Annotated in this window: 25 protein-coding genes and 1 pseudogene; 13 read left to right on the top strand and 13 right to left on the bottom strand. The window is 68.2% G+C overall.

From position 1 onward, the window contains the following. The first annotated feature begins 142 nt into the window (after positions 1 to 142). From CJ179_RS05915 to yhjD, 5 genes are all read left to right on the top strand, one after another. Positions 143 to 1,366, top strand: coding sequence for an NADP-dependent isocitrate dehydrogenase (locus CJ179_RS05915; RefSeq protein WP_072948985.1), 1,224 nt, complete (start codon positions 143 to 145; stop codon positions 1,364 to 1,366). Positions 1,367 to 1,568: 202 nt separating this feature from the next. Continuing rightward, positions 1,569 to 2,792: an MFS transporter gene (locus CJ179_RS05910; RefSeq protein ID WP_083395565.1), complete on the top strand. Its 1,224-nt coding sequence runs from the start codon at positions 1,569 to 1,571 to the stop codon at positions 2,790 to 2,792. A gap of 35 nt (positions 2,793 to 2,827) precedes the next feature. Beyond that, positions 2,828 to 3,634 carry an exodeoxyribonuclease III gene (locus CJ179_RS05905; protein ID WP_095861069.1) on the top strand — a complete coding sequence of 269 codons (807 nt, stop codon included), beginning with the start codon at positions 2,828 to 2,830 and terminating at the stop codon, positions 3,632 to 3,634. A gap of 52 nt (positions 3,635 to 3,686) precedes the next feature. Continuing rightward, positions 3,687 to 4,721: a tryptophan--tRNA ligase gene (trpS, locus tag CJ179_RS05900; RefSeq protein WP_095860882.1), complete on the top strand. Its 1,035-nt coding sequence runs from the start codon at positions 3,687 to 3,689 to the stop codon at positions 4,719 to 4,721. Between the two features lie 4 nt (positions 4,722 to 4,725). Beyond that, positions 4,726 to 5,748: an inner membrane protein YhjD gene (gene yhjD, locus CJ179_RS05895; RefSeq protein WP_095860881.1), complete on the top strand. Its 1,023-nt coding sequence runs from the start codon at positions 4,726 to 4,728 to the stop codon at positions 5,746 to 5,748. Positions 5,749 to 5,758: 10 nt separating this feature from the next. Here the strand turns inward: yhjD and CJ179_RS05890 are convergent, their stop codons facing one another. The 6 genes from CJ179_RS05890 to sdhC form a co-directional block, all read right to left on the bottom strand. Next, entirely contained in the window at positions 5,759 to 7,039 is a 1,281-nt protein-coding gene (locus CJ179_RS05890; protein WP_072948996.1) for a D-alanyl-D-alanine carboxypeptidase family protein, read from the bottom strand. A 118-nt stretch (positions 7,040 to 7,157) separates the two neighbouring features. Further along, positions 7,158 to 8,153, bottom strand: a complete 996-nt coding sequence (locus tag CJ179_RS05885; protein WP_095860880.1) for a malate dehydrogenase — start codon at positions 8,151 to 8,153, stop codon at positions 7,158 to 7,160. Positions 8,154 to 8,308: 155 nt separating this feature from the next. After that, the gene (locus tag CJ179_RS05880) at positions 8,309 to 9,088 is read right to left on the bottom strand and encodes a succinate dehydrogenase iron-sulfur subunit (protein ID WP_005256985.1); all 780 of its coding nucleotides are present in this window, start codon (positions 9,086 to 9,088) and stop codon (positions 8,309 to 8,311) included. After that, a complete protein-coding gene (gene sdhA / locus CJ179_RS05875; RefSeq protein WP_095860879.1) occupies positions 9,088 to 10,839 on the bottom strand; it encodes a succinate dehydrogenase flavoprotein subunit in 1,752 nt (583 codons plus the stop codon). The genes CJ179_RS05880 and sdhA overlap by 1 nt, the downstream gene beginning before the upstream one ends. Positions 10,840 to 10,854: 15 nt before the next feature. Then, entirely contained in the window at positions 10,855 to 11,298 is a 444-nt protein-coding gene (locus CJ179_RS05870) for a succinate dehydrogenase hydrophobic membrane anchor subunit (protein WP_005239887.1), read from the bottom strand. Position 11,299: 1 nt separating this feature from the next. Beyond that, positions 11,300 to 11,704, bottom strand: coding sequence for a succinate dehydrogenase, cytochrome b556 subunit (gene sdhC, locus CJ179_RS05865; protein ID WP_005239889.1), 405 nt, complete (start codon positions 11,702 to 11,704; stop codon positions 11,300 to 11,302). A 255-nt stretch (positions 11,705 to 11,959) separates the two neighbouring features. On the opposite strand from sdhC, the gene CJ179_RS05860 reads away from it, so the two are divergent. The 3 genes from CJ179_RS05860 to CJ179_RS05850 are packed head-to-tail and all read left to right on the top strand — an operon-like array spanning position 11,960 to position 14,747. Continuing rightward, entirely contained in the window at positions 11,960 to 12,364 is a 405-nt protein-coding gene (locus CJ179_RS05860) for a cytidine deaminase (protein ID WP_095860878.1), read from the top strand. Then, complete coding sequence (locus CJ179_RS05855) at positions 12,357 to 13,652, top strand: thymidine phosphorylase (RefSeq protein ID WP_072949004.1); 1,296 nt, start codon at positions 12,357 to 12,359, stop codon at positions 13,650 to 13,652. Before CJ179_RS05860 ends, CJ179_RS05855 begins: the two co-directional genes overlap by 8 nt. A gap of 9 nt (positions 13,653 to 13,661) precedes the next feature. Further along, positions 13,662 to 14,747, top strand: coding sequence for an adenosine deaminase (locus tag CJ179_RS05850; protein WP_095860877.1), 1,086 nt, complete (start codon positions 13,662 to 13,664; stop codon positions 14,745 to 14,747). A gap of 19 nt (positions 14,748 to 14,766) precedes the next feature. On the opposite strand, the gene CJ179_RS05845 is transcribed toward CJ179_RS05850, so the two are convergent. The 5 genes from CJ179_RS05845 to CJ179_RS53955 all read right to left on the bottom strand — a co-directional run bounded on the left by CJ179_RS05845 (position 14,767) and on the right by CJ179_RS53955 (position 18,020). Continuing rightward, entirely contained in the window at positions 14,767 to 16,014 is a 1,248-nt protein-coding gene (locus CJ179_RS05845; protein ID WP_095860876.1) for a primosomal protein, read from the bottom strand. A 167-nt stretch (positions 16,015 to 16,181) separates the two neighbouring features. Continuing rightward, a complete protein-coding gene (locus tag CJ179_RS05840) occupies positions 16,182 to 16,487 on the bottom strand; it encodes a YbaB/EbfC family nucleoid-associated protein (RefSeq protein ID WP_095860875.1) in 306 nt (101 codons plus the stop codon). After that, complete coding sequence (locus CJ179_RS05835) at positions 16,484 to 16,828, bottom strand: hypothetical protein (RefSeq protein WP_095861068.1); 345 nt, start codon at positions 16,826 to 16,828, stop codon at positions 16,484 to 16,486. The genes CJ179_RS05840 and CJ179_RS05835 overlap by 4 nt, the downstream gene beginning before the upstream one ends. Positions 16,829 to 16,836: 8 nt before the next feature. Then, positions 16,837 to 17,394, bottom strand: coding sequence for a C40 family peptidase (locus CJ179_RS53960; RefSeq protein WP_373560124.1), 558 nt, complete (start codon positions 17,392 to 17,394; stop codon positions 16,837 to 16,839). Beyond that, positions 17,391 to 18,020, bottom strand: a complete 630-nt coding sequence (locus CJ179_RS53955; protein ID WP_241031544.1) for a hypothetical protein — start codon at positions 18,018 to 18,020, stop codon at positions 17,391 to 17,393. Before CJ179_RS53955 ends, CJ179_RS53960 begins: the two co-directional genes overlap by 4 nt. A gap of 438 nt (positions 18,021 to 18,458) precedes the next feature. Here CJ179_RS53955 and CJ179_RS53750 point away from each other — a divergent pair. Together CJ179_RS53750 and upp are read left to right on the top strand one after the other, a co-directional pair. Beyond that, positions 18,459 to 19,596: pseudogene (locus CJ179_RS53750) on the top strand (RNA-guided endonuclease InsQ/TnpB family protein). A 199-nt stretch (positions 19,597 to 19,795) separates the two neighbouring features. Further along, a complete protein-coding gene (gene upp, locus CJ179_RS05810; RefSeq protein ID WP_072949014.1) occupies positions 19,796 to 20,419 on the top strand; it encodes a uracil phosphoribosyltransferase in 624 nt (207 codons plus the stop codon). A gap of 8 nt (positions 20,420 to 20,427) precedes the next feature. On the opposite strand, the gene CJ179_RS05805 is transcribed toward upp, so the two are convergent. Next, positions 20,428 to 22,017: a phospho-sugar mutase gene (locus CJ179_RS05805; protein WP_095860874.1), complete on the bottom strand. Its 1,590-nt coding sequence runs from the start codon at positions 22,015 to 22,017 to the stop codon at positions 20,428 to 20,430. Beyond that, positions 22,014 to 22,796: a purine-nucleoside phosphorylase gene (locus CJ179_RS05800; protein WP_072949057.1), complete on the bottom strand. Its 783-nt coding sequence runs from the start codon at positions 22,794 to 22,796 to the stop codon at positions 22,014 to 22,016. The genes CJ179_RS05805 and CJ179_RS05800 overlap by 4 nt, the downstream gene beginning before the upstream one ends. Before the next feature lie 20 nt (positions 22,797 to 22,816). Between CJ179_RS05800 and CJ179_RS05795 the strand changes: the two genes are divergently transcribed. From CJ179_RS05795 to CJ179_RS05785, 3 genes are read left to right on the top strand one after another with little or no spacing between them, the layout of a single operon-like run. Next, positions 22,817 to 23,515, top strand: a complete 699-nt coding sequence (locus tag CJ179_RS05795) for an enoyl-CoA hydratase/isomerase family protein (RefSeq protein WP_095860873.1) — start codon at positions 22,817 to 22,819, stop codon at positions 23,513 to 23,515. Between the two features lie 12 nt (positions 23,516 to 23,527). Beyond that, on the top strand, positions 23,528 to 24,688 hold the full coding sequence (locus CJ179_RS05790) for a M20 family metallopeptidase (RefSeq protein WP_072949019.1): 1,161 nt from the start codon (positions 23,528 to 23,530) through the stop codon (positions 24,686 to 24,688). Continuing rightward, on the top strand, positions 24,685 to 25,836 hold the full coding sequence (locus CJ179_RS05785) for a M20 family metallopeptidase (RefSeq protein ID WP_072949020.1): 1,152 nt from the start codon (positions 24,685 to 24,687) through the stop codon (positions 25,834 to 25,836). Before CJ179_RS05790 ends, CJ179_RS05785 begins: the two co-directional genes overlap by 4 nt. The last annotated feature ends 28 nt before the right edge of the window (positions 25,837 to 25,864 follow it).

Below are 25,864 nucleotides of genomic sequence, written 5' to 3'. Positions count from 1 at the left end.
CGCTTGTCTTGTTTAAGTGCGGTCTCTCCAGCGGCCGCATCGACCGTCTACGTTTGACAAGCGAACCGTTCGCGGACCCACTCACGAAGTGCGCCCGCAACCGTGTAACCAGGGAATCTTCCTAGGAGGACGCGAAGCACCCATGTCCAAAATCAAGGTTGAGGGCACCGTCGTCGAACTCGACGGCGACGAGATGACACGCATCATCTGGCAGTTCATCAAAGACAAGCTGATCCATCCCTACCTGGATGTGAACCTGGAGTACTACGACCTCGGTATCGAGTACCGGGACGAGACCGACGACCAGGTCACCGTCGACGCGGCCAACGCCATCAAGAAGCACGGCGTCGGCGTCAAGTGCGCGACGATCACCCCGGACGAGGCACGCGTCGAGGAGTTCGGCCTCAAGAAGATGTGGCGGTCGCCCAACGGCACCATCCGCAACATCCTCGGTGGCACGATCTTCCGCGCGCCGATCATCATCTCCAACGTCCCGCGACTGGTTCCGGGCTGGACGAAGCCGATCATCATCGGCCGTCACGCCTTCGGCGACCAGTACCGCGCCACCGACTTCAAGGTCCCCGGCCCCGGCAAGGTGATGATCACCTACACGCCCGAGGACGGCAGCGAGCCGATCGAGCACGAACTGGTGAACTTCCCCGACGGCGGCGGCGTCGTCCAGGGTCAGTACAACTTCACCAAGTCCATCGAGGACTTCGCGCGCGCCTCGCTCAACTACGGCCTGCAGCAGAATTACCCGGTGTACCTGTCGACCAAGAACACCATCCTCAAGGCGTACGACGGCGCGTTCAAGGACATCTTCCAGCACGTCTACGAGACCGAGTTCAAGCCGGAATTCGACGCGGCAGGACTCACCTACGAGCACCGCCTCATCGACGACATGGTCGCGTCGGCGCTCAAGTGGGAGGGCGGCTACGTCTGGGCCTGCAAGAACTACGACGGCGACGTCCAGTCCGACACCGTCGCGCAGGGCTTCGGATCGCTCGGCCTCATGACCTCCGTGCTGCTGACCCCGGACGGAAAGACGTGTGAGGCCGAGGCCGCACACGGCACCGTGACGCGTCACTTCCGTCAGCACCAGCAGGGCAAGCCGACGTCCACCAACCCCATCGCGTCGATCTTCGCGTGGACCCGTGGACTCGAGCACCGCGGCAAGCTGGACAGCACCCCCGACGTCATCGGCTTCGCGCAGAAGCTCGAAGACGTGGTCATCAAGACCGTCGAGGGTGGCCAGATGACCAAGGACCTCGCGATGCTGGTCGGCGGCGACCAGGGCTACCTGACCACCGAGGAATTCCTCGGTGCACTGGACATCAACCTCCAGAAGGCCATCGCCGAGCAGTAGGCACCGACGCCGCAGCAGTACGAAACGGGACGCCCCTCGCCGGGGTCGTCCCGTTTCGCGTCTCCGGGGCCGGGTGAGTCATCTCACGGCCGCTCGCGGCGCGAAACGCGGAATCCGGGGAAGAGAATTCCGGTGTGGGTCGTTGCGCTACGAGGCGCCGTGCGCCGCGTAGTCGTATTGCTGCCTAGTCGAAAGTCCTGCTGTGAGCACTTCCACCCCGGTCCGCCCCGAGCACCTCGGTGTCATCGCGCAACATCCGTCCGTCCGCAAGCTCGCCATGATCGCGCTCGCGCTCGGCGGCTTCGGGATCGGCACCACCGAGTTCGTGGCGATGGGACTGCTTCCCGAGATGGCGTCGAGCCTCGGGATCACCGAGCCGACGGCCGGGCACGTCATCTCGGCGTACGCCCTGGGCGTGGTCGTGGGCGCGCCGCTCATCGCCGCGCTCACCGCGCGGGTGCCCCGCAAGACGCTGCTGATCGCGTTGATGGCGGCGTTCACGATCGGCAACGCCGCCACCGTGTTCGCACCGAACTACGGGGTGCTGATGGCCGCGCGGTTCGTCGCGGGCCTCCCGCACGGCGCCTACTTCGGCGTCGCGGCCCTGGTGGCGGCGCACCTCGCCGAGCGCGGCCAGCGCGCCAGGGCGGTCGCGCTCGTCATGATGGGACTGTCGGTGGCCAACGTCGTCGGTGTTCCCGCCGCCTCGTGGCTGGGCCAGGCCTTCGGCTGGCGCAGCGCCTTCGCCCTCGTCGCACTGATCGGTGTCGTGACGCTGGGCGCGATCTGGTCCTGGGTTCCCGCGCTCGCCGCGATGCGGATGACGAATCCGCTCACCGAACTCGGTGCCCTGCGCCGTGCGCAGGTGTGGATGACGCTGATCATCGGCATGGTCGGGTTCGGTGGCATGTTCGCCGTCTACACCTACATCAGCACGACCCTCACCGACGTCGCCGGGCTGTCGCGGTCGCTGGTGCCGCTGGCCCTGATGATCTACGGGCTGGGCATGGTCGCGGGCAATCTGATCGGCGGCGCGCTCGCCGACAGGGCGCTGATTCCCGGTCTGTTCGCCGCGATGACGGCGCTCGGGGTGGTGCTCGGCATCTTCGTGATGGCCTCGCACAACCCGTACACGGCGCTGCTGCTGGTGTTCTTCGTCGGCGCCGCGGGCGCGTCGATGGTTCCCGGCCTGCAGACCCGGCTGATGGACGTCGCCGCCGACGCCCAGACCCTCGCCGCGTCGCTCAACCACGCGGCCCTCAACATCGCGAACGCGTTCGGGGCGTGGATCGGTGGCGTCGTCATCGCCGCCGGCTACGGCTACACGGCACCCGCCGCGGTGGGTGCGCTGCTCGCCGTCGCGGGCCTCGTGGTCCTCACCGTGGCCGTCGCGATGGAACGCCGCAGCGCCCGTTCGTCTCGGTAGCCGCGCTGTCGTACGCGTCCGCTACGGTGCTTGCCGTGCCACACATCATCACCACCGTCAATGTCAACGGAGTCCGCGCGGCCGCCCGCAAGGGGCTCACCGAGTGGATGGAGCGCACGGAGGCCGACGTCGTCTGCCTGCAGGAGACGCGGGCGTCGGACGAGCAGCTCGCGGAGACCCTCGCGCCCGCCCTGGAGGGCGGATGGAACCTGGCGTCCGCGGAACCGTCGTCGAAGGGGCGCAACGGCGTCGCGATCCTGTCCCGGAAGCCGGCCGACGCCGTCCGCGTCGGCCACGGTGACGAGGAGTTCGCGGCCGCGGGCCGCTACATCGAGGCGGACTTCGACGACCTCACGGTGGCGAGTCTGTACCTGCCTTCGGGGGAGGCCCAGACACCCCGGCAGGAGGAGAAGGAGCGGTTCATGGACTCCTTCGCCCGGTACCTCACCGCCACCGCCGAGGCCGCCGTCGCGGCAGGCAGGCACGTCGTGGTCTGCGGCGACTGGAACATCGCCCACACCGAACTCGACCTGAAGAACTGGAAGACGAACAAGAAGAACTCCGGGTTCCTGCCCCACGAGCGGGAATGGATGTCCGCGCTGTTCGCCGAGGACGCGCACTGGTCCGACGTCGTGCGCCTGCTCGAACCGGACGTCGCCGGACCGTACTCGTGGTGGTCGTACCGCGGGAAGGCGTTCGACAACGACTCCGGCTGGCGCATCGACTACCAGATCGCCACCCGCGAACTGGCGGAGCGCGCCAAGCAGGCCGTCGTCGAGCGCGCCGAAACCTACGACCAGCGGTGGTCCGATCACGCGCCGGTCACCGTCCAGTACCGGTGACGGGCGGTATCTGATTCGTGTCGTCACGGCACACGTGAAAAGATCAATACTCATGTCGACCCCTGCAGCTCAGAAACCCACCGCGAAACCGCGGGTGCTCTCCGGCATCCAGCCCACCGCCGACTCGTTCCACCTCGGCAATTTCCTGGGTGCTCTGCAGCAGTGGGTGCCTCTGCAGGACGACTTCGACGCGTTCTACTTCATCCCCGACCTGCACGCGATCACGGTGGCGCAGGACCCGAAGGAACTCCGCCGCCGCACGAAGATCGCGGCGGCACAGTTGCTGGCGCTGGGCATCGACCCCGACCGCGCCACGCTGTTCGTCCAGAGCCAGGTCCCCGAGCACGCGCAGCTGGCGTGGGTTCTCAACTGCATCACCGGTTTCGGTGAGGCCAGTCGCATGACGCAGTTCAAGGACAAGTCGTCGAAGCAGGGCAGTGAGAACGCCAGCGTCGGGCTGTTCACGTATCCGGTGCTGATGGCCGCCGACATCCTGCTGTACCGCCCACAGCGGGTCCCCGTCGGCGAGGACCAGCGTCAGCACCTCGAACTGGCCCGCGACCTCGCTCAGCGGTTCAACACCCGGTTCGGGAAGGCGTTCGTCATTCCCGAGGCCCAGATCATCAAGGGCACCGCCAAGATCTTCGACCTGCAGGATCCGACGTCGAAGATGAGCAAGTCCGGTCCGAGCCCGGCCGGTCTGATCAACCTGCTCGACGACCCCAAGGTGTCGGCGAAGAAGATCAAGTCCGCCGTCACCGACAACGAGCGGGAGATCCGGTACGACCCGCAGGCCAAGCCCGGTGTGAGCAACCTGCTCACCATCCAGTCGGCGTTGTCCGGCACCCCCGTGGAGACGTTGGTCGCCGGGTACGAGGGCAAGGGCTACGGCGACCTGAAAACCGATACGGCCGACGTTCTCGCCGAATTCGTGACACCGTTGAAAGCGAAAGTGGAGGGGTACCTCTCGGACGAGGCGGAACTCGATCGTGTCATCGCGGCCGGTGCCCACCGGGCCCGTGAAGTGTCGTCGCAGACGTTGGCGGCCGTGTACGAGAAGGTAGGGTTCCTGACACCGAAGGGATAGCACTGTGGCTGACGAACCGAGTTTTCTCGACAAGCAGCGGGCAGCGCGCCCCTGGTTCGACCATCTGATGCGGGCCGCTCAGCGGTACCAGAATCAGAAGGGTGACTACTACGCGGCGGGTATCACGTATTTCAGTGTGCTCGCACTGATTCCGATCCTGATGGTCGCGTTCGCCATCGCCGGTTTCGTGCTCGCCGGGCAGCCGGAGTTGCTGCAGGAACTGCAGGACGGCATCACGAAGAACGTGCCCGGAAGTCTCGGTGACACGCTCAACACCATCATCGATTCGGCCATCGCGTCCCGCGCCAGCGTGGGTGTCCTCGGTCTGCTCGGTGCCGCCTACGCCGGTCTGGGATGGATGGCGAACCTGCGCGACGCGCTCACGGCGATGTGGGAGAGCCAGCGCGAAACGAAGGGTTTCGTGCGCACCAAGCTCGGCGACGCGGGCGCTCTGCTCGGACTGGGCCTGGCGATGATCGTCTCGATCGGATCGTCCGCGCTGAGCAGCGGTCCGGTGGCCCGCACGGTCGTCGAGGTGCTCAACCTCGACGAGGTGACCGGCGTCGACGCCGGACTGCGCGCACTGTCGACCGTGCTCTCGCTGGTCGCGACGTGGGCGGTGTTCGCCTGGGTGATTGCCCGACTGCCCCGGGAGCCCGTGACGTTCCGCAGTGCGATCAAGGCGGCCCTGCTCGCGGCCGTGGTGTTCGAGATCTTCAAGCAGGTCGGTGCCATCTATCTCACTGCGGTCACCGCGGGTCCGGCAGGAGTGGCGTTCGGCCCGATCATCGGTCTGCTCGTGTTCATCTACCTGACCTGCCGGATGCTGCTCTTCTCGACGGCGTGGGCCGCGACCACCAGGGCCAGCATGGCGCTCGCGTTCGTGCCTCCGCCGGATCCGGCCGTCATCACGCCGCGGATCGAGGTCCACGAGGGTCCGGGTGTGCGTGGGGGACTCGCCCTGGTCGGTGTGGGGGCCCTTGCCGCGCTCGGGTTGTCCGGACTGTTCACCCGCAACAAGCGCTGATCCGGGAGCGTCAGCGCCTGCGGGACAGCCGGCGTGCGCAGAGCACCAGCACGAGGACGACGGCCGCCCCGACGATACCCACACCCGCCCGCAGGGCCAGCGTGTTGTCGGGATGGTCGGAACCCGAGGCGACGACGGAACTCGTGGCAGCGGCCGAATCCTGTTGCGGCGGTGCGGCGAGCACCGCGGACGAGCCGTCCTCGGCCGGGTACAGGTCCTCCAGCGAACCCACCCGGGCGTCGCGGTCGAGGGCGAAACCGTAGTCCAGCAGTCGCGCTGCCTGTTCCCACGGGCGGATCGGCTGCGCCTCGGCTCCCATCAGCGTCACCATCAGGCGGCGGCCGTCGTGGTCGGCGCCGCCGACGTACGTATGGCGCGCATCGTCGGTGAATCCGGTCTTGCCGCCCAGCGCGCCCGGGTAGTTGTAGAGCAGTTGATTGTCGTTGGCGAGCGCGAACGGCGGCCGGTCCTGGTCTTCCGGGATCGCGGGATCCTTCGGGAAGCCCGGGAACTGAACGGTTTCCGTGGAGATCAGCTCCGCGAACGTCGGGTTCTTCATCGCGTTGTGGAAGATCAGCGCGAGGTCGTACGGCGAACTGCTCATGCCGGGACCGTCGAGTCCGGACGGGGTCGCGGTCCTCGTGTCGTGAGCGCCGAGGGTGTCGGCGAGACGGTTCATCTTCTCGACCGTCGCGGCGTCGCCGCCGAGTTGCCGGGCGAGGAGGTGGGCGGCGTCGTTCCCCGACGCCATGACGAGGCCCTGCATCAGCTGCCGGTTCGTGTACTGACCGTTCTTGCCGATCCCGACCGCGCTGCCCTCCACCGCGGCGTCCTCGGCGGTGGCGGTCACGGTCTTGTCGAGGTCCAGTTCGCCCAGCGCCACGAGCGCGAGCAGCATCTTGATGGTGCTGGCCGGGCGGTACCGGCCGTGCGGGTCCTTCGCCGCGAGCACGTCGCCGCTGTCGATGTCGGCCAGCACCCAGCCGGACGCCACGATGTCGGCGGGCAGCGCGGGGGCGCCGTCGGGGAGCGTCACCCCGCATTCGGCGAGCTTCGGCCCGCCCACCGGCTGGTCGGGCACGGACACGGCGGTCGGTGCCGGATCACCGGGCTGCGGCACCTCGGACAGGTCGATCGCGGGGGCCGGGGCCGACCGGTGCGGGCAGTCGTCGGTGTTCGGGATGGTGAACGGCGCCGAGATGGGGGAGGAGGGGACCGGGGGCGGGATCGCCCCGGCAGCGCTCACCGAGAGTCCGGCCAGCAGGGTTCCGGACACAACCGCGGTACACACTCGACGCCACATCATCGAAGAGGCAGCGTATGCGACGACCGGTCGACTTCCGAAAACGGACACGTGTCGACACGCTTTCGTGACGTCGTTGCGACCGTTCCGGAAGAGTGACGCCGGATCAGAGGAAACCCATGCCCCGGACGGCGTCGCGTTCGGATTCGAGTTCGGCCACCGACGCGTCGATCCGTTTCCGCGAGAACTCGTCGATCTCCAGCCCCTCCACGACCTGCCAGGCCCCGTCGACCGACCGGACCGGGAACGAGCTGACGAGCCCCTCCGGCACCCCGTAGGCGCCGGTGGAGGGCAGCGCCACGGACGTCCAATCGCCGTCCGGGGTGCCGAGCACCCAGTCGTGCACGTGGTCGATCGCGGCGTTGGCGGCGGAGGCCGCGGACGATGCGCCGCGGGCCTCGATGATCGCGCTGCCCCGGTTCGCGACGGTGGGAATGAAGTCGCCGGTGAGCCATTCGCGGTCCGCGGCGAACTCGGCGCCGGACCGGTCCCCGACCCGCGCGTGGAAGATGTCGGGGTACTGGGTGCCGGAGTGGTTGCCCCAGATCGTGACGCGGCTGATGTCCTTCACCGCGGCGCCGGAGTGCCGTGCGAGCTGGGCGATCGCGCGGTTGTGGTCGAGCCGGGTCAGCGCCGTGAACCGCTCCGCGGGTACGTCGGGGGCGTTGTTCGCGGCGACGAGCGCGTTGGTGTTGGCCGGGTTGCCCACGACCAGCACCCGGACACCTTCCGCGGCAACCTGATTGATCGCGCGACCCTGCACGGTGAAGATCTGCCCGTTCGCGGCCAGCAGGTCGCCGCGCTCCATCCCCTTGGACCGGGGACGCGATCCGATGAGCAGGGCCACGTCGGTGCCGTCGAAACCCCGCTTCGGGTCGTCGTGCACCTCGACGTCGCGAAGGAGAGGGAAGGCGCTGTCGTCGAGCTCCATCGCGGTGCCTTCGGCCGCGGACACGGCGGACGGAATTTCCAAGAGCCGCAGTCGAATCGGAGTGTCGGGGCCGAGCATCGCGCCCGCGGCGATCCGGAACAGCGCCGCGTAACCGATACTTCCTGCCGCTCCGGTGACCGTGACCACTGCGGGAGTGGGCGACTGCGTCATGTGTGAACCTCGCTGTTCGTCGGGAGCATCCGTTCTCGACACTAGCGCGGGGATCTCACCGTGGGACGGCTCGGACAGTGAGCTTGGACACGACGCAGGGCGCCCCCGGCCGAAGTGGCCGGGGGCGCCCTGGAACGTGCTGAGAAGACCTCGGGTCAGCGTGCGAAGAGCAGCGCGCGCTTGACTTCCTGGATCGCCTTCGTCACCTGGATGCCGCGGGGGCACGCGTCGGTGCAGTTGAACGTGGTCCGGCACCGCCAGACGCCGTCCTTGTCGTTGAGGATGTCGAGACGCTCCGACGCACCCTCGTCACGGCTGTCGAAGATGAAGCGGTGCGCGTTGACGATGGCGGCGGGACCGAAGTAGCTGCCGTCGCTCCAGTACACCGGGCACGACGTGGTGCAGCAGGCACACAGGATGCACTTGGTGGTGTCGTCGAAACGGGCCCGGTCGTGCTGCGACTGGATGCGCTCACGGGTGGGCTCGTTGCCGGTGGTGATGAGGAACGGCTTCACGGCGCGGAACGCGTCGAAGAACGGCTCCATGTCGACGACGAGGTCCTTCTCCACCGGCAGGCCCTTGATGGGCTCGACGGTGATCGTCACCGGCTTGCCGTCCTTGGGCAGCATGTCCTTCATGAGGAGCTTGCAGGCCAGACGGTTGACGCCGTTGATCCGCATCGCGTCCGAACCGCACACGCCGTGGGCGCAGCTGCGGCGGAACGTCAGTGTGCCGTCGAGGTAGCCCTTCACGTACAGGAGCAGGTTCAGCATGCGGTCCGTCGGCAGCGCCGGAACCTGGAAGCTGTCCCAGTGCTGACCCTCGCCGGATTCCGGGTTCATCCGCGCGATCTTGAGGGTGACCATGACGGCGCCCTCGGGAACGGGAGGGAGATCCGACTTGTTCTCGCTCTTGTCGACTGCAGGTGCGCTCATCAGTACTTACGCTCCATCGGCTCGTAGCGGGTCTGGACTACCGGCTTGTAGTCGAGACGGATGTCGGAGAGCAGGCCGTCGCCCTCCTTGTATGCCATCGTGTGCTTCATGTACTCGGCGTCGTTGCGGTCCGGGAAGTCCTCGCGGGCGTGGCCGCCGCGCGATTCCTTGCGGTTCAGCGCGCCGACGACCGTGACCTCCGCCATTTCGAGGAGGAAGCCGAGCTCGACGGCCTCGAGCAGGTCGCTGTTGTAGCGCTTGCCCTTGTCCTGCACCGTGATGTGGTTGTAGCGCTCCTTCAGTGCACGCACGTCCTTGAGTGCCTGGGTGAGGCGCTCTTCCGTGCGGAACACCGAGGCGTTGTTGTCCATCGACTGCTGCAGCTCGGTGCGGATGTCCGCGACCCGCTCGTGACCGTGGTCCGACAGGATGGTGGCCATCCACTCGTCGACCATCTTCTCGGGCGTCTCCGGCAGGGCGACGAACTCGCTGTTGTTGGCGTGCTCGGCGGCGGCGATGCCGGCGCGGCGTCCGAAGACGTTGATGTCGAGCAGCGAGTTGGTGCCGAGACGGTTCGCGCCGTGGACGGACACGCAGGCGCACTCGCCGGCGGCGTACAGGCCCTGGACGATCTCGTCGTTGTTGCGGAGGACCTCACCGTTGATCCTGGTGGGGATGCCGCCCATGACGTAGTGGCAGGTGGGGTACACCGGCACGGGTTCCTTGACCGGATCCACACCGAGATACGTGCGGGAGAACTCCATGATGTCGGGGAGCTTCTCGTCGAGGACTTCCTCGGGGATGTGGGTCACGTCGATGTAGACGTAATCCTTGTTCGGTCCCGCGCCGCGTCCCTCGAGGACCTCGAGAACCATCGACCGCGCGACGATGTCACGGGGTGCGAGGTCCTTGATGGTGGGGGCGTAGCGCTCCATGAACCGCTCGCCGTCGGCGTTGCGGAGGATGCCGCCCTCACCGCGCACGGCCTCGGAGATGAGGATGCCGAGCCCGGCCAGGCCTGTCGGATGGAACTGGTGGAACTCCATGTCCTCCAGCGGGAGGCCCTTGCGGAAGATGATGCCCATGCCGTCACCGGTGAGGGTGTGCGCGTTGGACGTCGTCTTGTACATGCGTCCCGAGCCGCCGGTGGCGAACACGATGGACTTCGCGTGGAAGACGTGGATCTCGCCGGTGGCCAGCTCGTAGGCGATGACGCCGGTGGCGACCGGGCCGTTCTCCGTCTCGGTGATCGCGATGTCGAGGGCGTAGAACTCGTTGAAGAACTCGACGTCGTGCTTGACGCAGTTCTGGTAGAGCGTCTGCAGGATCATGTGACCGGTGCGGTCCGCGGCATAACATGCGCGGCGCACGGGGGCCTTACCGTGATCGCGGGTGTGACCACCGAAACGACGCTGGTCGATCTTGCCCTCGGGCGTGCGGTTGAACGGCAGACCCATCTTCTCGAGGTCGAGCACCGCGTCGATGGCCTCCTTGGCCATGATCTCGACGGCGTCCTGGTCGGCGAGGTAGTCGCCGCCCTTGACCGTGTCGAAGGTGTGCCACTCCCAGTTGTCTTCCTCAACGTTCGCCAGTGCGGCGCACATGCCGCCCTGGGCCGCGCCGGTGTGGCTGCGGGTGGGGTAGAGCTTGGTCAGTACCGCGGTGCGGGCGCGGGGACCGGCCTCGATCGCTGCGCGCATGCCGGCGCCGCCGGCACCGACGATGACCACGTCATAACGGTGTTCCTGCATGAAGTCTGTGCTCCCCTAGCTCGCCGAGATATTGGGGTCGAAGGTGAAGATGACGTACGTGCCGAGGCCCATGATCAGGATCATCGAGAGAACGAGGATCGTGGTCAGCCAGAAGCGCGTGGAGTCCTTGCGGGAGTAGTCCGCGATGACCGTGCGGAGTCCGTTTCCGCCGTGCAGCTGGGCAAGCCACAGCATGGTGAGGTCCCAGAACTGCCAGAACGGGCTGGACCAGCGGCCTGCGACGAACGCGAAGTTGATGCGGTGCACACCGTCGTCGAGCATCAGCATGATGAAGAGGTGGCCGAGCACGAGGAAGATCAGTGCGAGACCGGAGAACCGCATGAACAGCCAGGCGTACAGCTCGAAGTTGTTCTTCGAGGTCCGGCGCGGAGAGCGCGGGTTGTCCAGGCTGGCGGGACGGTCGTAGGTCTTGCCGAGACTCTTGGCTTCTGTCGTCATGTCAGTGCCCCGCAAACATGTTGTAGAAGATGCGGCCTGCGCCCGGGATCATCACCAGGAACCAGATCGCGAGGATTACCCAGAGCATCAGGCGCTGGTACTGCGGTCCCTTGGACCAGAAGTCCACCAGCATCACCCGGACACCGTTCAGTGCGTGGTACAGCACCGCGGCGACGAGAGCGAGCTCCATGAGCCCGACGATCGGGTTCTTGTAGGTCTCGATGACACTGTCGTACGTGTCGGGATTCACCCGCACGAGCGCGGTGTCCAGCACGTGCACGAATAGGAAGAAGAACGTCATTACGCCTGTGATCCGGTGCAAAACCCAGGACCACATTCCGGGGTCGCCCCGGTAAAGCGACCGTGTGCGCTCCTTGGCCGGAGCGGCTTCAGTCGTAGTACTCATCGAGTGCTGTGCCTCCAACGTCATTGGTGGACGTGTCGAGTCTGCGCAGCGTTGCGGACATACCACAACTGGGGACCCGACGTGATCCTGAACCGACTTCTCTGAACTCTAAACCCAACAGAAACGCGGGAACTAATTCGAGTCGGGGTTCGTACCGCCCCTGCAAATGAACTTAGGTTTGCCTCTCCAATACGGACCGGGCCGTCCCGGGCGATTCTCTGCATCCATTCAGCCCACGTGATTGGATGGGTAACCATGGTCGAGATCGATTGGAAACTGTTGCGCGCCAACGCGCATGAGGTGATGGGTAGGGCCTACGCGCCCTACTCCGGGTTCGCGGTGGGATCGGCGGCGCTGGTGGACGATGGACGAATCGTCGTCGGATGCAATGTGGAAAATGTCTCATACGGTTTGGGGCTCTGCGCCGAATGCGTACTGGTCGGTAACTTGTTTGCGAGCGGCGGAGGGCGATTAATCGCCTTCACCTGCTGTGACGCGAGTGGCGACATACTCATGCCGTGCGGACGCTGCCGGCAGATTCTCTTCGAGCACGGCGGCCCCGGACTGCTCGTCGACCACCGGGCCGGCGTGCGCCCATTGGAACAGCTGCTGCCGGACGCTTTCGGTCCGGAGGAGAAGGGGAGAATCACCCATGCATGACGCGTCGTCGATCATCGCCGCCAAACGCGACGGCCGAGAACTGTCCGGTGCAGAGATCGACTGGGTGGTGGAGGCATTCACCCGAGGTGTCGTGGCCGACGAGCAGATGTCGGCTCTGGCGATGGCGATCTTCTTCCGCGGGATGACGCGCGAGGAGGTGAGTCGCTGGACCACGGCGATGATCTCGTCCGGTCACCGCCTCGACTTCACTCACCTCGGCCGCCCCACCGTGGACAAGCACTCGACGGGTGGTGTGGGCGACAAGATCACGCTCCCGCTCGCACCACTGGTCGCCGCGTGCGGCGCCGCGGTGCCGCAGCTGTCGGGGCGGGGGCTGGGCCACACCGGCGGAACCCTCGACAAGCTCGAGTCGATCCCGGGCTGGCGCGCCGACCTCGACACGTCGGAGATGGCCGAGATCCTGTCCGACCCCGAGGTCGGCGCCGTCGTGTGCGCGGCAAGCTCGGACCTGGCGCCGGCGGACCGGCGGTTGTACGCACTGCGGGACGTCACCGGGACGGTCGAGTCGATTCCCCTGATCGCCAGCTCGATCATGAGCAAGAAGATCGCCGAGGGCACCGGCGCGCTGGTCCTCGACGTGAAGGTCGGTTCGGGCGCGTTCATGAAGAAGCTCGACGACGCACGCGAGCTGGCCCAGACGATGGTCGACCTCGGGAACGACGCCGGGGTGCGGACGATGGCATTGCTCACGGCGATGGACGCGCCCCTCGGTCACACCGCGGGCAATGCGCTGGAGGTGCGGGAATCGCTGGAGGTGCTCGCCGGGGGCGGCCCGTCCGACGTCGTGGAGCTGACCCTCGAGCTCGCCCGAGAAATGTTGAAGGCAGCCGGAATCGACGGCGTCGACCCGGCCGACAAGCTGCGGGACGGCTCCGCCATGGACCGCTGGCGGAGAATGATCGCCGCCCAGGGCGGCGACCCCTACGCCCCGCTGCCGACGGCCCGGCACACCGAGGTGCTGCTCTCCGAGTCCGACGGTGTGGTGTGCGGTCTCGACGCCATGGCCGTCGGGCTCGCCGCGTGGCGGCTCGGTGCGGGCCGCGCACGGCAGGGCGAGCCGGTGCAGGCCGGGGCCGGCATCGAACTGCACGCGAAGCCGGGGGAGACGGTGTCGGTCGGCACCCCGCTCGTCACGCTGCACACCGACACGCCCGAACGGTTCGCCGCGGCGAAAGCCGCACTTTCCGAAGCCTGGACCGTCGTGGCTGACGCGCCGCCGGTGACGACACCGCTCGTCATCGAGCGGATAGAGGATCCCTCACGCTAACGTCGTCCCATGACCGCACTGGATCTGTCGGCCCTGCGCCGAGCGCCGAAGGTGTTGCTGCACGACCATCTCGACGGAGGTCTCCGGCCCGAGACGGTTCTCGAACTCGCCCGCGACTGCGGCTACGACGCGCTGCCCGCCGACACCGCGCCCGCGCTCGCGAAGTGGTTCCGGGAGGCCGCGGACAGCGGTTCCCTCGAGCGGTACCTCGAGACGTTCGCCCACACCGTCGCCGTCATGCAGACACCTGCAGGGCTCGAACGCGTCGCCCGTGAATGCGCGGAGGACCTCGCCGCCGACGGCGTGGTCTACGCCGAGGTCCGGTTCGCCCCGGAGCAGCACCTCGAAGAGGGGCTGACCCTCGACGAGGTGGTGGAACAGGTCCTGCTCGGATTCGAGGCGGGGGAGTCCGCGGCGGAGGTGCGCGGCCAGAACATCCGGATCGGCGTCCTGCTCACCGCGATGCGGCACGCGGCGCGGTCCCGGGAGATCGCGGAACTGGCGATCCGGTTCCGGGACCGAGGCGTCGTCGGATTCGACATCGCAGGCGCCGAGGCCGGGAATCCGCCCAGTCGCCACCTCGACGCCTTCGAGTACATGCGGGGCAGCAATGCGCACTTCACCATTCACGCGGGTGAGGCGTTCGGCCTGCCGTCCATTCACGAGGCCATTGCGTTCTGCGGCACGGACCGCCTCGGCCACGGGGTCCGGATCACCGACGACATCACGATCGGCACCGACGGCGTCCCGGTGCTCGGCAAGCTCGCGAACTATGTGCGGGACAAGAGGATTCCCCTGGAGTTGTGTCCCAGCTCCAATGTCCAGACCGGGGCCGTGGACGCGCTAGAGAACCATCCGTTCGACCTGCTCGCCCGGCTGCGGTTCCGCGTGACGGTCAACACCGACAACCGGCTGATGAGCGACACCAGCATGAGCCAGGAGATGCTCCGCCTGGTCGAGACGTTCGGCTACGGCTGGACGGATCTCGAGCGCTACACCATCAACGCGATGAAGTCGGCGTTCATCCCGTTCGATCAGCGGCTGCAGCTGATCGACGAGGTGATCAAGCCGGGATTCGCCGTGCTGGTCGGCTGAGCGTCCCGTCGGCGGGCGCTCAGACCTTCCGCAGGCGGGCCTCGAACTCCCGCTCGAGCGTCCGCCACGCCTCGGCCTCCGCGTCGAAGGGCGCGCTCGGCGCCATCCGCGTCGGGTCCGGGTTGAGGACGAACGAGACGTACCAGCCCAGCGGGTCGGACGACACGAGCGCGGTTTCCACCGAGTCGTCGTCGGCGAAATCGGCTGCATCGGTGAACAATTCGACGGCGAGGTCCAGCTGGTCCGCGTCGACGGACTCCGGGCCTGCGGCCAGGTCGTCGGCGAGACCGGGCAGGACGTACACGTTCTCGTCGGTGACCTCGACCTCGAGCGACCCGTCGACCGCCGCCACCTGGATCTCCTCGTACGTGCTGACCTGAGCGAGGGCGTGCTCGTGGTTGTCGGCGAGGTACCGGGCCAGTGCCCGCTCGGACGTGAATACGAAGATCGCGCCGTCACGCCCGAGGAAGATCGCGTCGTCGTCGAGGTAGCACCGGAGCGTGAAGTACGTCTCCCCGGACGTGATGATCTTGACGGGGTCGACACCCACCGCACCCCAGAACGAGTCGTCTTCCTCCTCGTCGTCCTCGGTGTTCAGGTCGAGTGCGACGAACTCCTCGTCTTCCTCGGCCTCCTCGGCGACGTCGTCCACGTCGACGGTGTTCTCGTCGGCGGCCACCAGTTCGGCCTCGGCCACGGCTACCGCCTCGGCGTCCACCTCGGGGGTGGCGACGATGTTGTCGACGGCGTCGAGGACGTCATCCCAGCCCTTCGCGATCGCAGTCCCGATCTGCGCCCACAGCTCCTCGCCCTCGCGTCCCTCGAAAGCGCTGGCGCCTGCCGGGAGCGCACCGAGAATGGGATTCGCGCTGAAGAACTTGGTGACCGCGTCCAGTTCGCAGACCTCACCGATGTTGCGCACCATGTTGAGCGTGTCTTCGAGTTCGCTCACGACGACGGCGTCGGGGTCACTCGCCGCCAGTTCGGGCACACCGATCAGATCGAAGCAGAAGTTCTCGTCGGGCTCGAGTTCGGCGGCGGAGAGCCCGGACACCACGCCCCACGCGGGGTGCTCGACGAGGTCATTGTCGGTATTGGTGCGGATGAAGGCAGCGAGTTCTGCCACTGATTCGAACCCGTAGAGGTCTTCCTCGTGACCAAGGAATGCTTCCCACTCGTCGTCGCCTTCACGCCACCGTGGTGCCCACAGTGTCACGAGGTCGCCGTCGGTGAGACCGAGTTCGATCGGGACGATGTCTCCAGCCATGGCGCGAAGCCTATCGACCCCGCGGCCAAAGTTATACCCGGGCTGTGTGCGGACCGTTTCCGACGCCCGTCGCCGCCGTGCCGCAGCGGCCGCGACGCGGTCGGCGACGCTCCCCGGAACCTTCGACCCGGCACGCCACGGTCCGCGACTTCGCCGGACAGTGAGGGTCACACCCTCCCGAACCCGTCCTGCAGCGCCGCCATGACCCGGGTCCGCTGTTCGGTGGCGAGCCGGGCCGCCTCCTGGGTGGTACTCGTGATCATGGCCGCGAGGGTGCGGGCGTCGAGGCTCGAGATGGAGTCGTCCATCCACAGACCGGTCAACGTGCCGTTCCCGTCGACCTCGGCCGTCACCTGATCGGACTCGCTCGACGCCCGCGCCGCGATCGACTGCAGCCCGGCGAGGGCCTCCTCGAGCAGGTTCACCTGTTCGGTGGCCCGGCCGACGATCGCATCCATGTCGTGTTCGCTCACAGTGGTCGCATCCAGCTCGTCGGGGTGGGTTCTTCCTCGTCCTCGATCGCCTGCGCGGCGGCGACGTCGGCGCGTGTGGGCAGCCCGAGCTTGTCGAGGATCTCGGCGGGCATGCCGTCACGGGCGAGTTCGTCGCGGCGGCGCGCGCCGGCCTCCATCGCCGAGCGCCTGCAGAGCGTCAGGATCTCGTCCGCGAGCCGCTGGCCGCCGTAGCGGAGTTCGCGCGGATCGATGCGGAGTTCGAGCGGCAAACCCTGCTCGGTGGTCCGGACCGAGACGGTGCCGGAGCGATTGCTGACTGCGGCCGTGATGCCGGCCGGGGGCGGGGTGGGGGGAAACATGATTCCTGTCATTCCGTGGGTCGGTAGAAGCCGTAGAAGCCCATGCCGCTGTTGCTGGTTCGGATCGGACCGACCTGCACGGGATCACCGGCCTCGACGAGCTGGCCGTTGCCGATCACCATCGCCACGTGGCCGTCCCACACGGCGAGGTCGCCGGGCATCAGGTCGCCCGGGTCGACGGCGGTGCCGACGTTCTGCTCCTGCGCCAGGCGCGGAAGACCCACGCCCGCTTCGCCGTACGCCCACTGCGTCAGCCCGCTGCAGTCGAGGCCCTCGCCGGGCGACGTCCCGCCCCAGACGTACGGGACACCCTGCTGCGACAGCGCGTTGCGGACGGCGTCGGCCGCCTCCTTGCCTTGTTGGGGGCGACGGCGGTGCTGCCGTCGGGCAGGACCACCTCGACGCCCTCGCCGCCGTGGGCGGGATCCGAGGTGGACGGCGCCTGACCGGCTCCTCCCGATCTGCCCGTGAGGGAATCCGCCCGCCGCGCATCCGCCCGACGAGTGCGTGGCCGGGGCGGAGATGCTCGTCAGGCCCGACATCGGCGACGAACCCGAGGAACTCACGAACCCGGACGCCGCACGGCTGACCACGTCGGAGCCGCGGGTGCGACGGGGGCCGCGGAGGCGGGCGCCGTGCTCGCTGCGGTCGTGCTCGCGGGTGCGGTGGCGGCGGGCGCGGACGGGATGTCTTCGGCCGGTGTGAGGGTGACCATCTTACCGGTCTGCTCGGCGAGTTCGGCCCGCACCTTCGCGACGACCGCGGTGGCCCGGCCGAGGTGGTCGAGTGCCGCCGCGACGATCATCGCCTGACCGGGCGGGGTGACGAGGGCGGGTCCGGCCGCGACCGCGAGGGAGATGAACGACTGCAGGATCTCCTGCAACTGCAGCATTCCTGCCCGGACGATCTCGGAGGCCTCGGCGACGACGGCAGCCATGTCGTTGCCGCGATCGGAGACCGCGACCGTCGCACGCTGCGCCTCCTCGGTCTTCACGATCGCACCGGTGCCGCCCTTGCCCTGCCAGTCGCCGTAGATCGAGCTGATGCCTGTGCGCCCGGTGTCGTGCACCGCGTCGATGGCGATCGAGGACGCGCGCAGGGCGTCGGCGGGTCCGCCTGCGGGAAGGACTCCGCTGCCGAACGCGCCGAGCAGATCGAGGATCGGGCGGGTGAGGAGGTCGATGGGGATCACGGTCAGGCCTCCAGCCCGACCGCGTCCGCGGCGAGCGCGGCCGTGGTGGCCGCCTCGGTGCCCTCGTACGCGGCGGCATTCGCGAGCGCGGTCGCGCTGATTCCGCCGAGCACGCCGGACAGCTTCTCGATGGAGGCCAGGTGCGCGGCGTGCGCTGTCGCGAAGGCGGCGACGAAATCGCCGGCCGATCACCCCGAAGACCGGACCGAGCAGCAGCGGTCCCGCGGCGGCGGCCCCGAGACCCGCGGCCTGCATCTCCACGGACATGGTCGCGGCTATGGCGGCGAACTCGGCAATACTCGCGGTATCCGCCCTCAAGTCGTTCATCGTCATCCCCCCAGTCGGATTTGATCCGTGAGTCTTTCGGCGCAAACCCGGTCCTTCAGGTCCGGGATAGCCGATCTGGTTTTGTCGGACTGTGTGGCTAGTGTCTGGGTTATGGCGGGGAGGGTGGTGAAGCGGGCGTTCAAGTACCGTTTCTATCCGACTGCGGTGCAGGCCGAACAGCTTGCTCAGACGTTCGGGTGCACCCGGTATGTCTACAACCGGGCGTTGGCCGAGCGGACGCGTGCCTGGTCGCAGGAGCAGCGACGGGTCACCTACGCGGACACCTCGAAGATGCTCACCGGATGGAAGCGGGACCCCGAGACCGCGTGGTTGGCGGAGCCGTCGAAGGGGCCGCTGCAGGAATCGCTGCGGCAGTTGCAGGGCGCGTTCGAGAAGTTCTGGCGCAAGCAGACCCGCTACCCGCAATTCAAGAGGAAGGGCCAGTCGAAGGATTCGGCGACCTACTACTCGAACTGCTTCACCTACCGCGGCGGGCAGATCCGGTTGGCCAAGCAGTCCGAACCCCTGGACATTCGGTGGTCGAGGCCCTTACCTGAGGGGGCCGTGCCGTCGCAGGTGACGGTGTCGCGCAATGCCCGCGGTCAGTACCACATCTCGATCCTCGTCGAGGACACCATCAGCGAACTCGAGCCGACCGATCGGGTGGTCGGGCTCGATGCCGGGATCACCAGCCTCTACACACTCTCGACGGGGGAGAAGATCACCAACCCGCGCCATGAACGCACGGATCGTGAGCGGCTGGCGAAGGCATGTGCTGGCCAGGAAGCAGAAGGGGTCCCGGAACCGGGCCAAGGCCCGACTGAAGGTCGCGAAGATTCATGGCCGGATCGCCGATCGGCGCCGCGATTATCTGCACACACTCTCCACTCGACTGGTGCGCGAAAATCAAGTGATCGCCATCGACGATCTGAGTGTGCGGAACATGGTGAAGAATCGGTCGTTGTCTCGGGCGATCTCGGATGCGGGGTGGTCCGAGTTCCGGTCGATGCTCGAGTACAAGGCCGACTGGTACGGGCGCCGGGTGGTGGCGATCGACCGGTTCTGTCCGTCGTCGAAGACCTGCTCGGTGTGCGGGGCAATCGCCGGGGCGATGCCGCTGAACGTGCGGGAGTGGACGTGCCGCTGCGGCGCCGTCCACGACCGCGATGTGAACGCTGCGAAGAACATTTTGGCCGTCGGACTGACGGTGGCAGCCTGCGGAGACGGTGTGAGACCGCCCCGCACATAACGTGTGGGGCGGCGACTGTCGGTGAAACAGGAACCTCGAGACGTGAGTCCCGAGGGGAATCTCGGTCGTTCACGGCCGAGAGGACGTCAAACCGGTCACCATATTGGACGCGGGGGGACACCGATCCGGTTCCACCCCCCGATTCGCCGAGAATTGCGCTCCTGCGAAATCTCGACGCGCGCCCCCTTATTCTTCGAGCATGAACACGCACGTCGTCGACCACCCGCTCGCAGCAGTCCTCCTGACCACGATGCGCGATGCGCGCAGCGACAATGCCACATTTCGTGCCGCCTTGCGAAGGCTGACGCACATGCTGGTGTACGAGGCGATGCGCGAGGCTCCGGTCGACACGTTCGACGTGGTCACCCCCATCGCGACCACCGACGGGGTGCGGCTCAGCCATCCGCCGCTACTCGTTCCTGTCCTGCGCGCCGGGCTGGGCATGGTCGAGCAGGCCAGCAGCCTGATCCCGCAGGCGCGAGTCGGTTTCGTCGGCATGGCCCGCGACGAAGATACGCATCTGCCGGTGCCGTATCTCGAGTCGCTCCCCGCGGACCTGTCCGGCATCCCGGTGTACGTCCTCGACCCCATGCTGGCCACCGGCGGTTCGATGGTGCACACGATCGACCTGCTCGTCGCCCGCGGCGCCACGGACGTCACCGCCGTGTGCGTCGTCGCGGCGCCCGAAGGGGTTGCCGCCCTCACGGCGTCCGGCCATCCCGTGCGACTCGTCACCGCGGCAGTCGACGAGGGACTGAACGGGGACGCGTTCATCGTGCCCGGCCTCGGCGACGCCGGTGACCGCCAGTTCGGGCCGCGCTGACGCCTCGGCTACAGGGCTTCGGCGAACTCGCGCAACAGGTTCAACCGCGTCGCGGCCGTCTCGCGCGCCGTGGGTAGCGCCGACCGATCCGGCACCGGGACGACCACCTCCAGGTAGCACTTGAGCTTGGGTTCGGTCCCGGAGGGGCGCACGACCACCCGGACCGTCGACCCGGCGAGGACGACGGCGTCGGTCCGGGACTGCCCGCGCAGTTCCGCCAGATCGGTGGCCTCGACGGGCTCACCGGCCAGTTCGGCCGGCAGGTCCGCCCGCAGCCGGCGCATCATCGCGGTGATGTCGGCGAGGTCGGTGACGCGGCGCGACACCTGGTCTCCGGCGTGCAACCCGAATTCGAGCGCGTACTCGTCCAGCCGGTCGAGGAGTGTCGCCCCGTCCGCCCGCAGGGTGGCCGCGAGGTCGGCGGCCACCACCGCCGCGGAGATACCGTCCTTGTCGCGCACCGACTCCGGGTCGACGCAGTGACCGATCGCCTCCTCGTATGCGTACACGAGACCCTCGCCCGCCCGGACGAGCCACTTGAAGCCGGTGAGAGTCCGGGCGAAGCGGGCGCCGCGGGCCGCGGCGAGCTTCCCGAGGAGTGCCGACGAGACGATCGTCGTCGCGACGAGTGAATCCGCCGGGGCGGATGCGAGGACGTGGTCGCCGAGCAGGACCCCCGTCTCGTCTCCGCGGAGCATCCGCCAGCCGTCCGGCCCGCGTACACCGACCGCGCATCGGTCCGCGTCGGGGTCGAGGGCCAGCGCGAGGTCGGCGTCGACGTCTGCGGCGAGCGCGAGTACGGCGTCCGAAGCGCCCGGCTCCTCGGGATTGGGGAACTCGACGGTCGGGAAGTCCGGGTCGGGGTCGAACTGCGCGGCGACGGTGTGGACGTCGGTGAACCCGGCGGATTTCAGTGCGGCGAGCGCGGTCTCGCCGCCGACGCCGTGCATGGCGGTGAGCGCGATCCGCACGGATCGCGACCCGCCCCTCGGCAGGGACGCGACCCGGTCGACGTAACGGTCGAGGAGTTCCTCGGACGCCGGGGTCACCGGGATCCGGGGAACGAGATCCGCCCGCCCGATCCTTGTGATCGCCGCCTCGATCTCCCGGTCGGACGGCGAGATCAACTGGGCGCCGCCGTCGAGGTAGACCTTGTACCCGTTGTCGGCGGCGGGATTGTGGGAGGCGGTGATCTGCACGCCGGCGGCGGCCCGGAGGCGGCGGACCGCAAACGCGACGATCGGGGTGGGCAGGGGCCGGGGGAGGAGGACGACCGAGAATCCCGCGCCCGCCAGCACTTCCGCGGCGGCGACGGCGAACTTCTCCGATCCGTGCCGCGCGTCGCGCCCGACGACGACGGTGGAGCCGCCCAGGCAGCGATCTTTCAGCCATGCGCCCAGCCCGGCGGTCGTGCGAATCACGACGGCGAGGTTCATGCCGTTCGGGCCCGCCCGCACCGGCCCGCGCAGTCCTGCGGTCCCGAAACTCAGCGGCGCGGCGAAGCGGTCGGCGAGCTCGTCGGCGGACAGGTTCGCGAGTTCCGCCCGCGTGCCGGGGTCGGGGTCGGCGTCGATCCAGTCCGCGATCGGATCGTTCACAAGCGCTCCACCAGTTCTCGCAGGAGCCCGCCCATGCGATCGGCGGACGCCCGGCCGGCGGCGAGGACCTCCTCGTGGTTCAGGTGCTCGCCGGTGATGCCCGCCGCGAGGTTCGTCACCATCGAGATCCCGAGGACCCGGGCGCCGAGCGCCCGCGCTGCGATCGTCTCGTGGACCGTGGACATGCCGACGAGGTCGGCGCCGATCGTCCGCAGCATGCGGATCTCGGCCGGGGTCTCGTAGTGCGGGCCCGGCAGACCGGCGTAGACGCCTTCGCTGAGCGAACCGTCGATGTCGCGGGCGAGGGCCCGCAGTTCGGGGTCGTACGCGTCGACGAGGTCCACGAACTCGGCGCCCACGAGTGGTGACCGGGCCGTGAGGTTGAGGTGATCGCTGATCAGCACCGGCTGTCCGACGGTGAAGTCCTCGCGGATCCCGCCTGCGGCGTTCGTCAGGATGACGGTCGACGCCCCGGCGGCGATGGCCGTGCGCACCGGGTGGACGACGGACGACAGCGGATGGCCCTCGTAGGCGTGGGTGCGGCCGAGCAGGACGAGGATCCGTTTGCCGCCCACCTCCACGGAGCGGATCGTTCCGGCGTGTCCCGCGGCGGACGGCGGGGTGAACCCCGGGAGGTCGGCCATCGGGACGGTGCAGAGTGATTCGCCGAACCGGTCGGCGGCGGCATTCCACCCCGATCCGAGGACGACGGCGATCGAGTGTTCGGCGCAGTTCGTGTGCGCGGCGAGCGCGGCGGCCGCGGCGTCTGGCGTTCCCATGAGGCGATAGTCTTCCACTCATGCCCTATCTCGATCGCGACGGCGACGTATTCATCCTGTACCTCGGTACCGAGGGCGAGACGGACAACGAGAACCGCTTCCACCCGGATTGGATCGACGCCACCCACGCCGCGCTCGACGAGGTCGAAGCCCACGAGGGTCCCGCAGCGCTGGTGACGACCGCGACGGGCAAATTCTTCACGAACGGTCTGGACACCACGTGGATCTTTACCAACACGGACAAGCTCCCGGACTACCTCGACCGCGTGCACACGATCTACAGCCGCCTGCTCGCGTTCCCGATGGCCACCGTCGCCGCCGTCCAGGGGCACGCTTTCGGTGCCGGCGCAATGCTCGCCACGTCGCACGACTTCCGGGCGATGCGCGCCGACCGCGGCTTCTACTGCCTTCCCGAGGTGTCGCTGAACATGCCGTTCACCGTCGGGATGTCTGCGCTCCTGAACACGCGCCTGCCCAAGCAGACCGCGGTCGAGGCGATGACGACCGGTCGCCGCTACGGCGGTTCCGACGCGCTCGCCGCGGGCATCGTCGACCAGATCGAGGAGGGGGACGCCGTCCTCTCCGCCGCTGTGACACGGGCCGCCGCGCTCACCGCGACCCGCGGCGCCAACCTGGCCGGGATCAAGCGCGGAATCCATCACGACGCCCTCGCCGCGCTCGCCACGGCGACGGACAAGAGCAACTTCAGCTTCGGGTGAGAGAATGAGCACGTGAATGCGGATGTCGAGGCGGCGGTCAGGTCAATCGAGACCGATCTGATCGCGCTGTCCCATTCGATCCACAGCGAACCGGAACTCGCGTTCGAGGAGTTCCGGAGCGTCGCGAAGATCACCGAACTGCTCAAACGCAGCGGGTTCGACGTGCGCACGGGCATCGCGGACCTGCCGACGGCGTTCGACGCCACATTCGGCAGCGGCGACCTCGTCATCGGCATCTGCGCCGAATACGACGCGCTGCCGGAGATCGGGCACGCGTGCGGGCACAACATCATCGCGGCGTCCGCGGTCGGCGCCGGAGTCGCGCTCGCCACGGTGGCCGAACGGCTCGGGATCACGGTGCGGGTCATCGGGACGCCCGCGGAGGAGAGCGGCGGCGGGAAGATCGCCATGCTCGAGAAGGGTGTCTTCGACGGGGTCGCGGCCGCACTGATGGTGCATCCGGGTCCGATCGACATCACAGGAGCGACGTCGCTCGCGCTGGCCGACATCGCGGTCACGTTCAACGGCCGCGAAGCGCACGCCTCGGCGGCGCCGGAGTTCGGGCGCAACGCCGCCGACGCCGCGACCGTCGCCCAGGTCGGTATCGGCCTGCTGCGCCAACATCTCTCGCCGGGACAGCAGATCCACGGCATCGTCTCCGACGGCGGCACCGCGCCCAACATCGTTCCCGCCCGCTCCGAAATGCTGTACTACCTGCGCGCCGAGACGGCGTGGGCGCTGTCCGAGCTGACGGCCCGCGCGGAAGCGTGCTTCGCGGCCGGGGCACTCGCCACCGGGTGTACCCACGAGATCCGCACGGTGTCGCCCACGTACACGGAACTGACACCGGACCCCTGGCTGGTGGCGACGTACCGGGAGCAGATCCTCGACATGGGACGGACGCCGTTGCCGCTCGAATGGGAAGGTGTCCGCCCGCTGGGCAGCACCGACATGGGCAACGTCACCAACGTCCTGCCCGGAATTCACCCGATCATCGGCCTCGACTCGGGAGGTGCGGTGACGCATCAGCCGCAGTTCGCGGCGGCGTGCATCACCGAATCCGCCGACCTGGCCGTGATCGACGGAGCGATTGCCCTGGCTCGCACGGCGGTTCGCGCTGCGACGGACGACGAACAGCGGGTGCGGCTGTTGGAAGGAGTTGATCGCCGGTGAACGCGGCAGTCGACAAATGGATTCTCGCTCACACCGACGAACTGTCCCAGTGGCGGCGGCACATCCACGCCAATCCCGAACTCGCGCGACACGAGTACGCGACGACGGAATTCGTGGCGACCCGCCTGGCCGCGGCGGGACTGTCACCCGAACTGCTGCCCGGGGGAACGGGGCTCACGTGCGATCTCGGGCCGTCGGACGGTCCCCGCATCGCGTTGCGCGCCGACATGGACGCGCTCCCGCTCCAGGAACTCACCGGTGCCACGTACTCGTCGACGGTGCCGGGCGTGTCGCACGCGTGCGGGCACGACGCGCACACCACCATCCTGCTGGGAACCGGTCTCGCCCTCAGCGAGATCCCCGACCTGCCGGTGGGTGTCCGGCTCATCTTCCAGCCGGCCGAGGAGGTCATGCCGGGCGGTGCGCTGGAGGTCGTCGCGGCCGGACGGCTCGAGGGTGTGTCGCGGATCTTCGCCCTCCACTGCGATCCGCGGCTCGCGGCCGGGCGGGTCGGGGTGCGACTCGGCGCGATCACGTCCGCGGCCGACACGATCGAGGTCGTGCTCGACTCGCCGGGCGGCCACACGTCGCGTCCGCACCTGACCACCGACCTCGTGTTCGCACTGGGAACCGTCGTCACCGGACTGCCGGGCATGCTCAGCAGGCGGATCGACCCGCGGACCGGCACCGTCATGGTGTGGGGCGCCGTGAGCGCCGGCCGGGCCCCGAACGCCATCCCGCAGACCGGCATGATGACCGGCACCGTGCGGACCGGCGATCACGAGACGTGGGAGATGCTCGAGCCGCTGGTCCGGGAGATCGTCCACGGACTCCTGGCGCCCACCGGGGTGCGGTATCAGCTGAACTACCGCCGCGGCGTCCCGCCCGTCGTCAACGACGAGGTGTCGACGCGCATGTTCGAGGACGCGATCCGCACCGTCGGCCCGGACGCCCTCGCCGACACGCCGCAGTCGGGCGGCGGCGAGGACTTCTCCTGGTATCTCGAAGAGGTGCCCGGCGCGATGGCCCGGCTCGGCGTCTGGTCGGGCGTCGGCGAGCAACTCGACATCCACCAGCCCACGTTCGATCTGGACGAGCGGGCGCTCGGCGTCGGGGTGCGGGTGCTGTCGAGCCTGGTGCTGGGCTGAGGCGCAGCACCAGGCGGTTCTGACAGGC

It is taken from the genome of Rhodococcus sp. ACS1, assembly GCF_002300155.1.
Classification (GTDB): Bacteria; Actinomycetota; Actinomycetes; order Mycobacteriales; family Mycobacteriaceae; genus Rhodococcus_F; species Rhodococcus_F koreensis.
The sequence above is the reverse complement of the archived record's forward strand: the minus strand, read 5'-3'. Positions and strand labels throughout refer to the sequence as shown.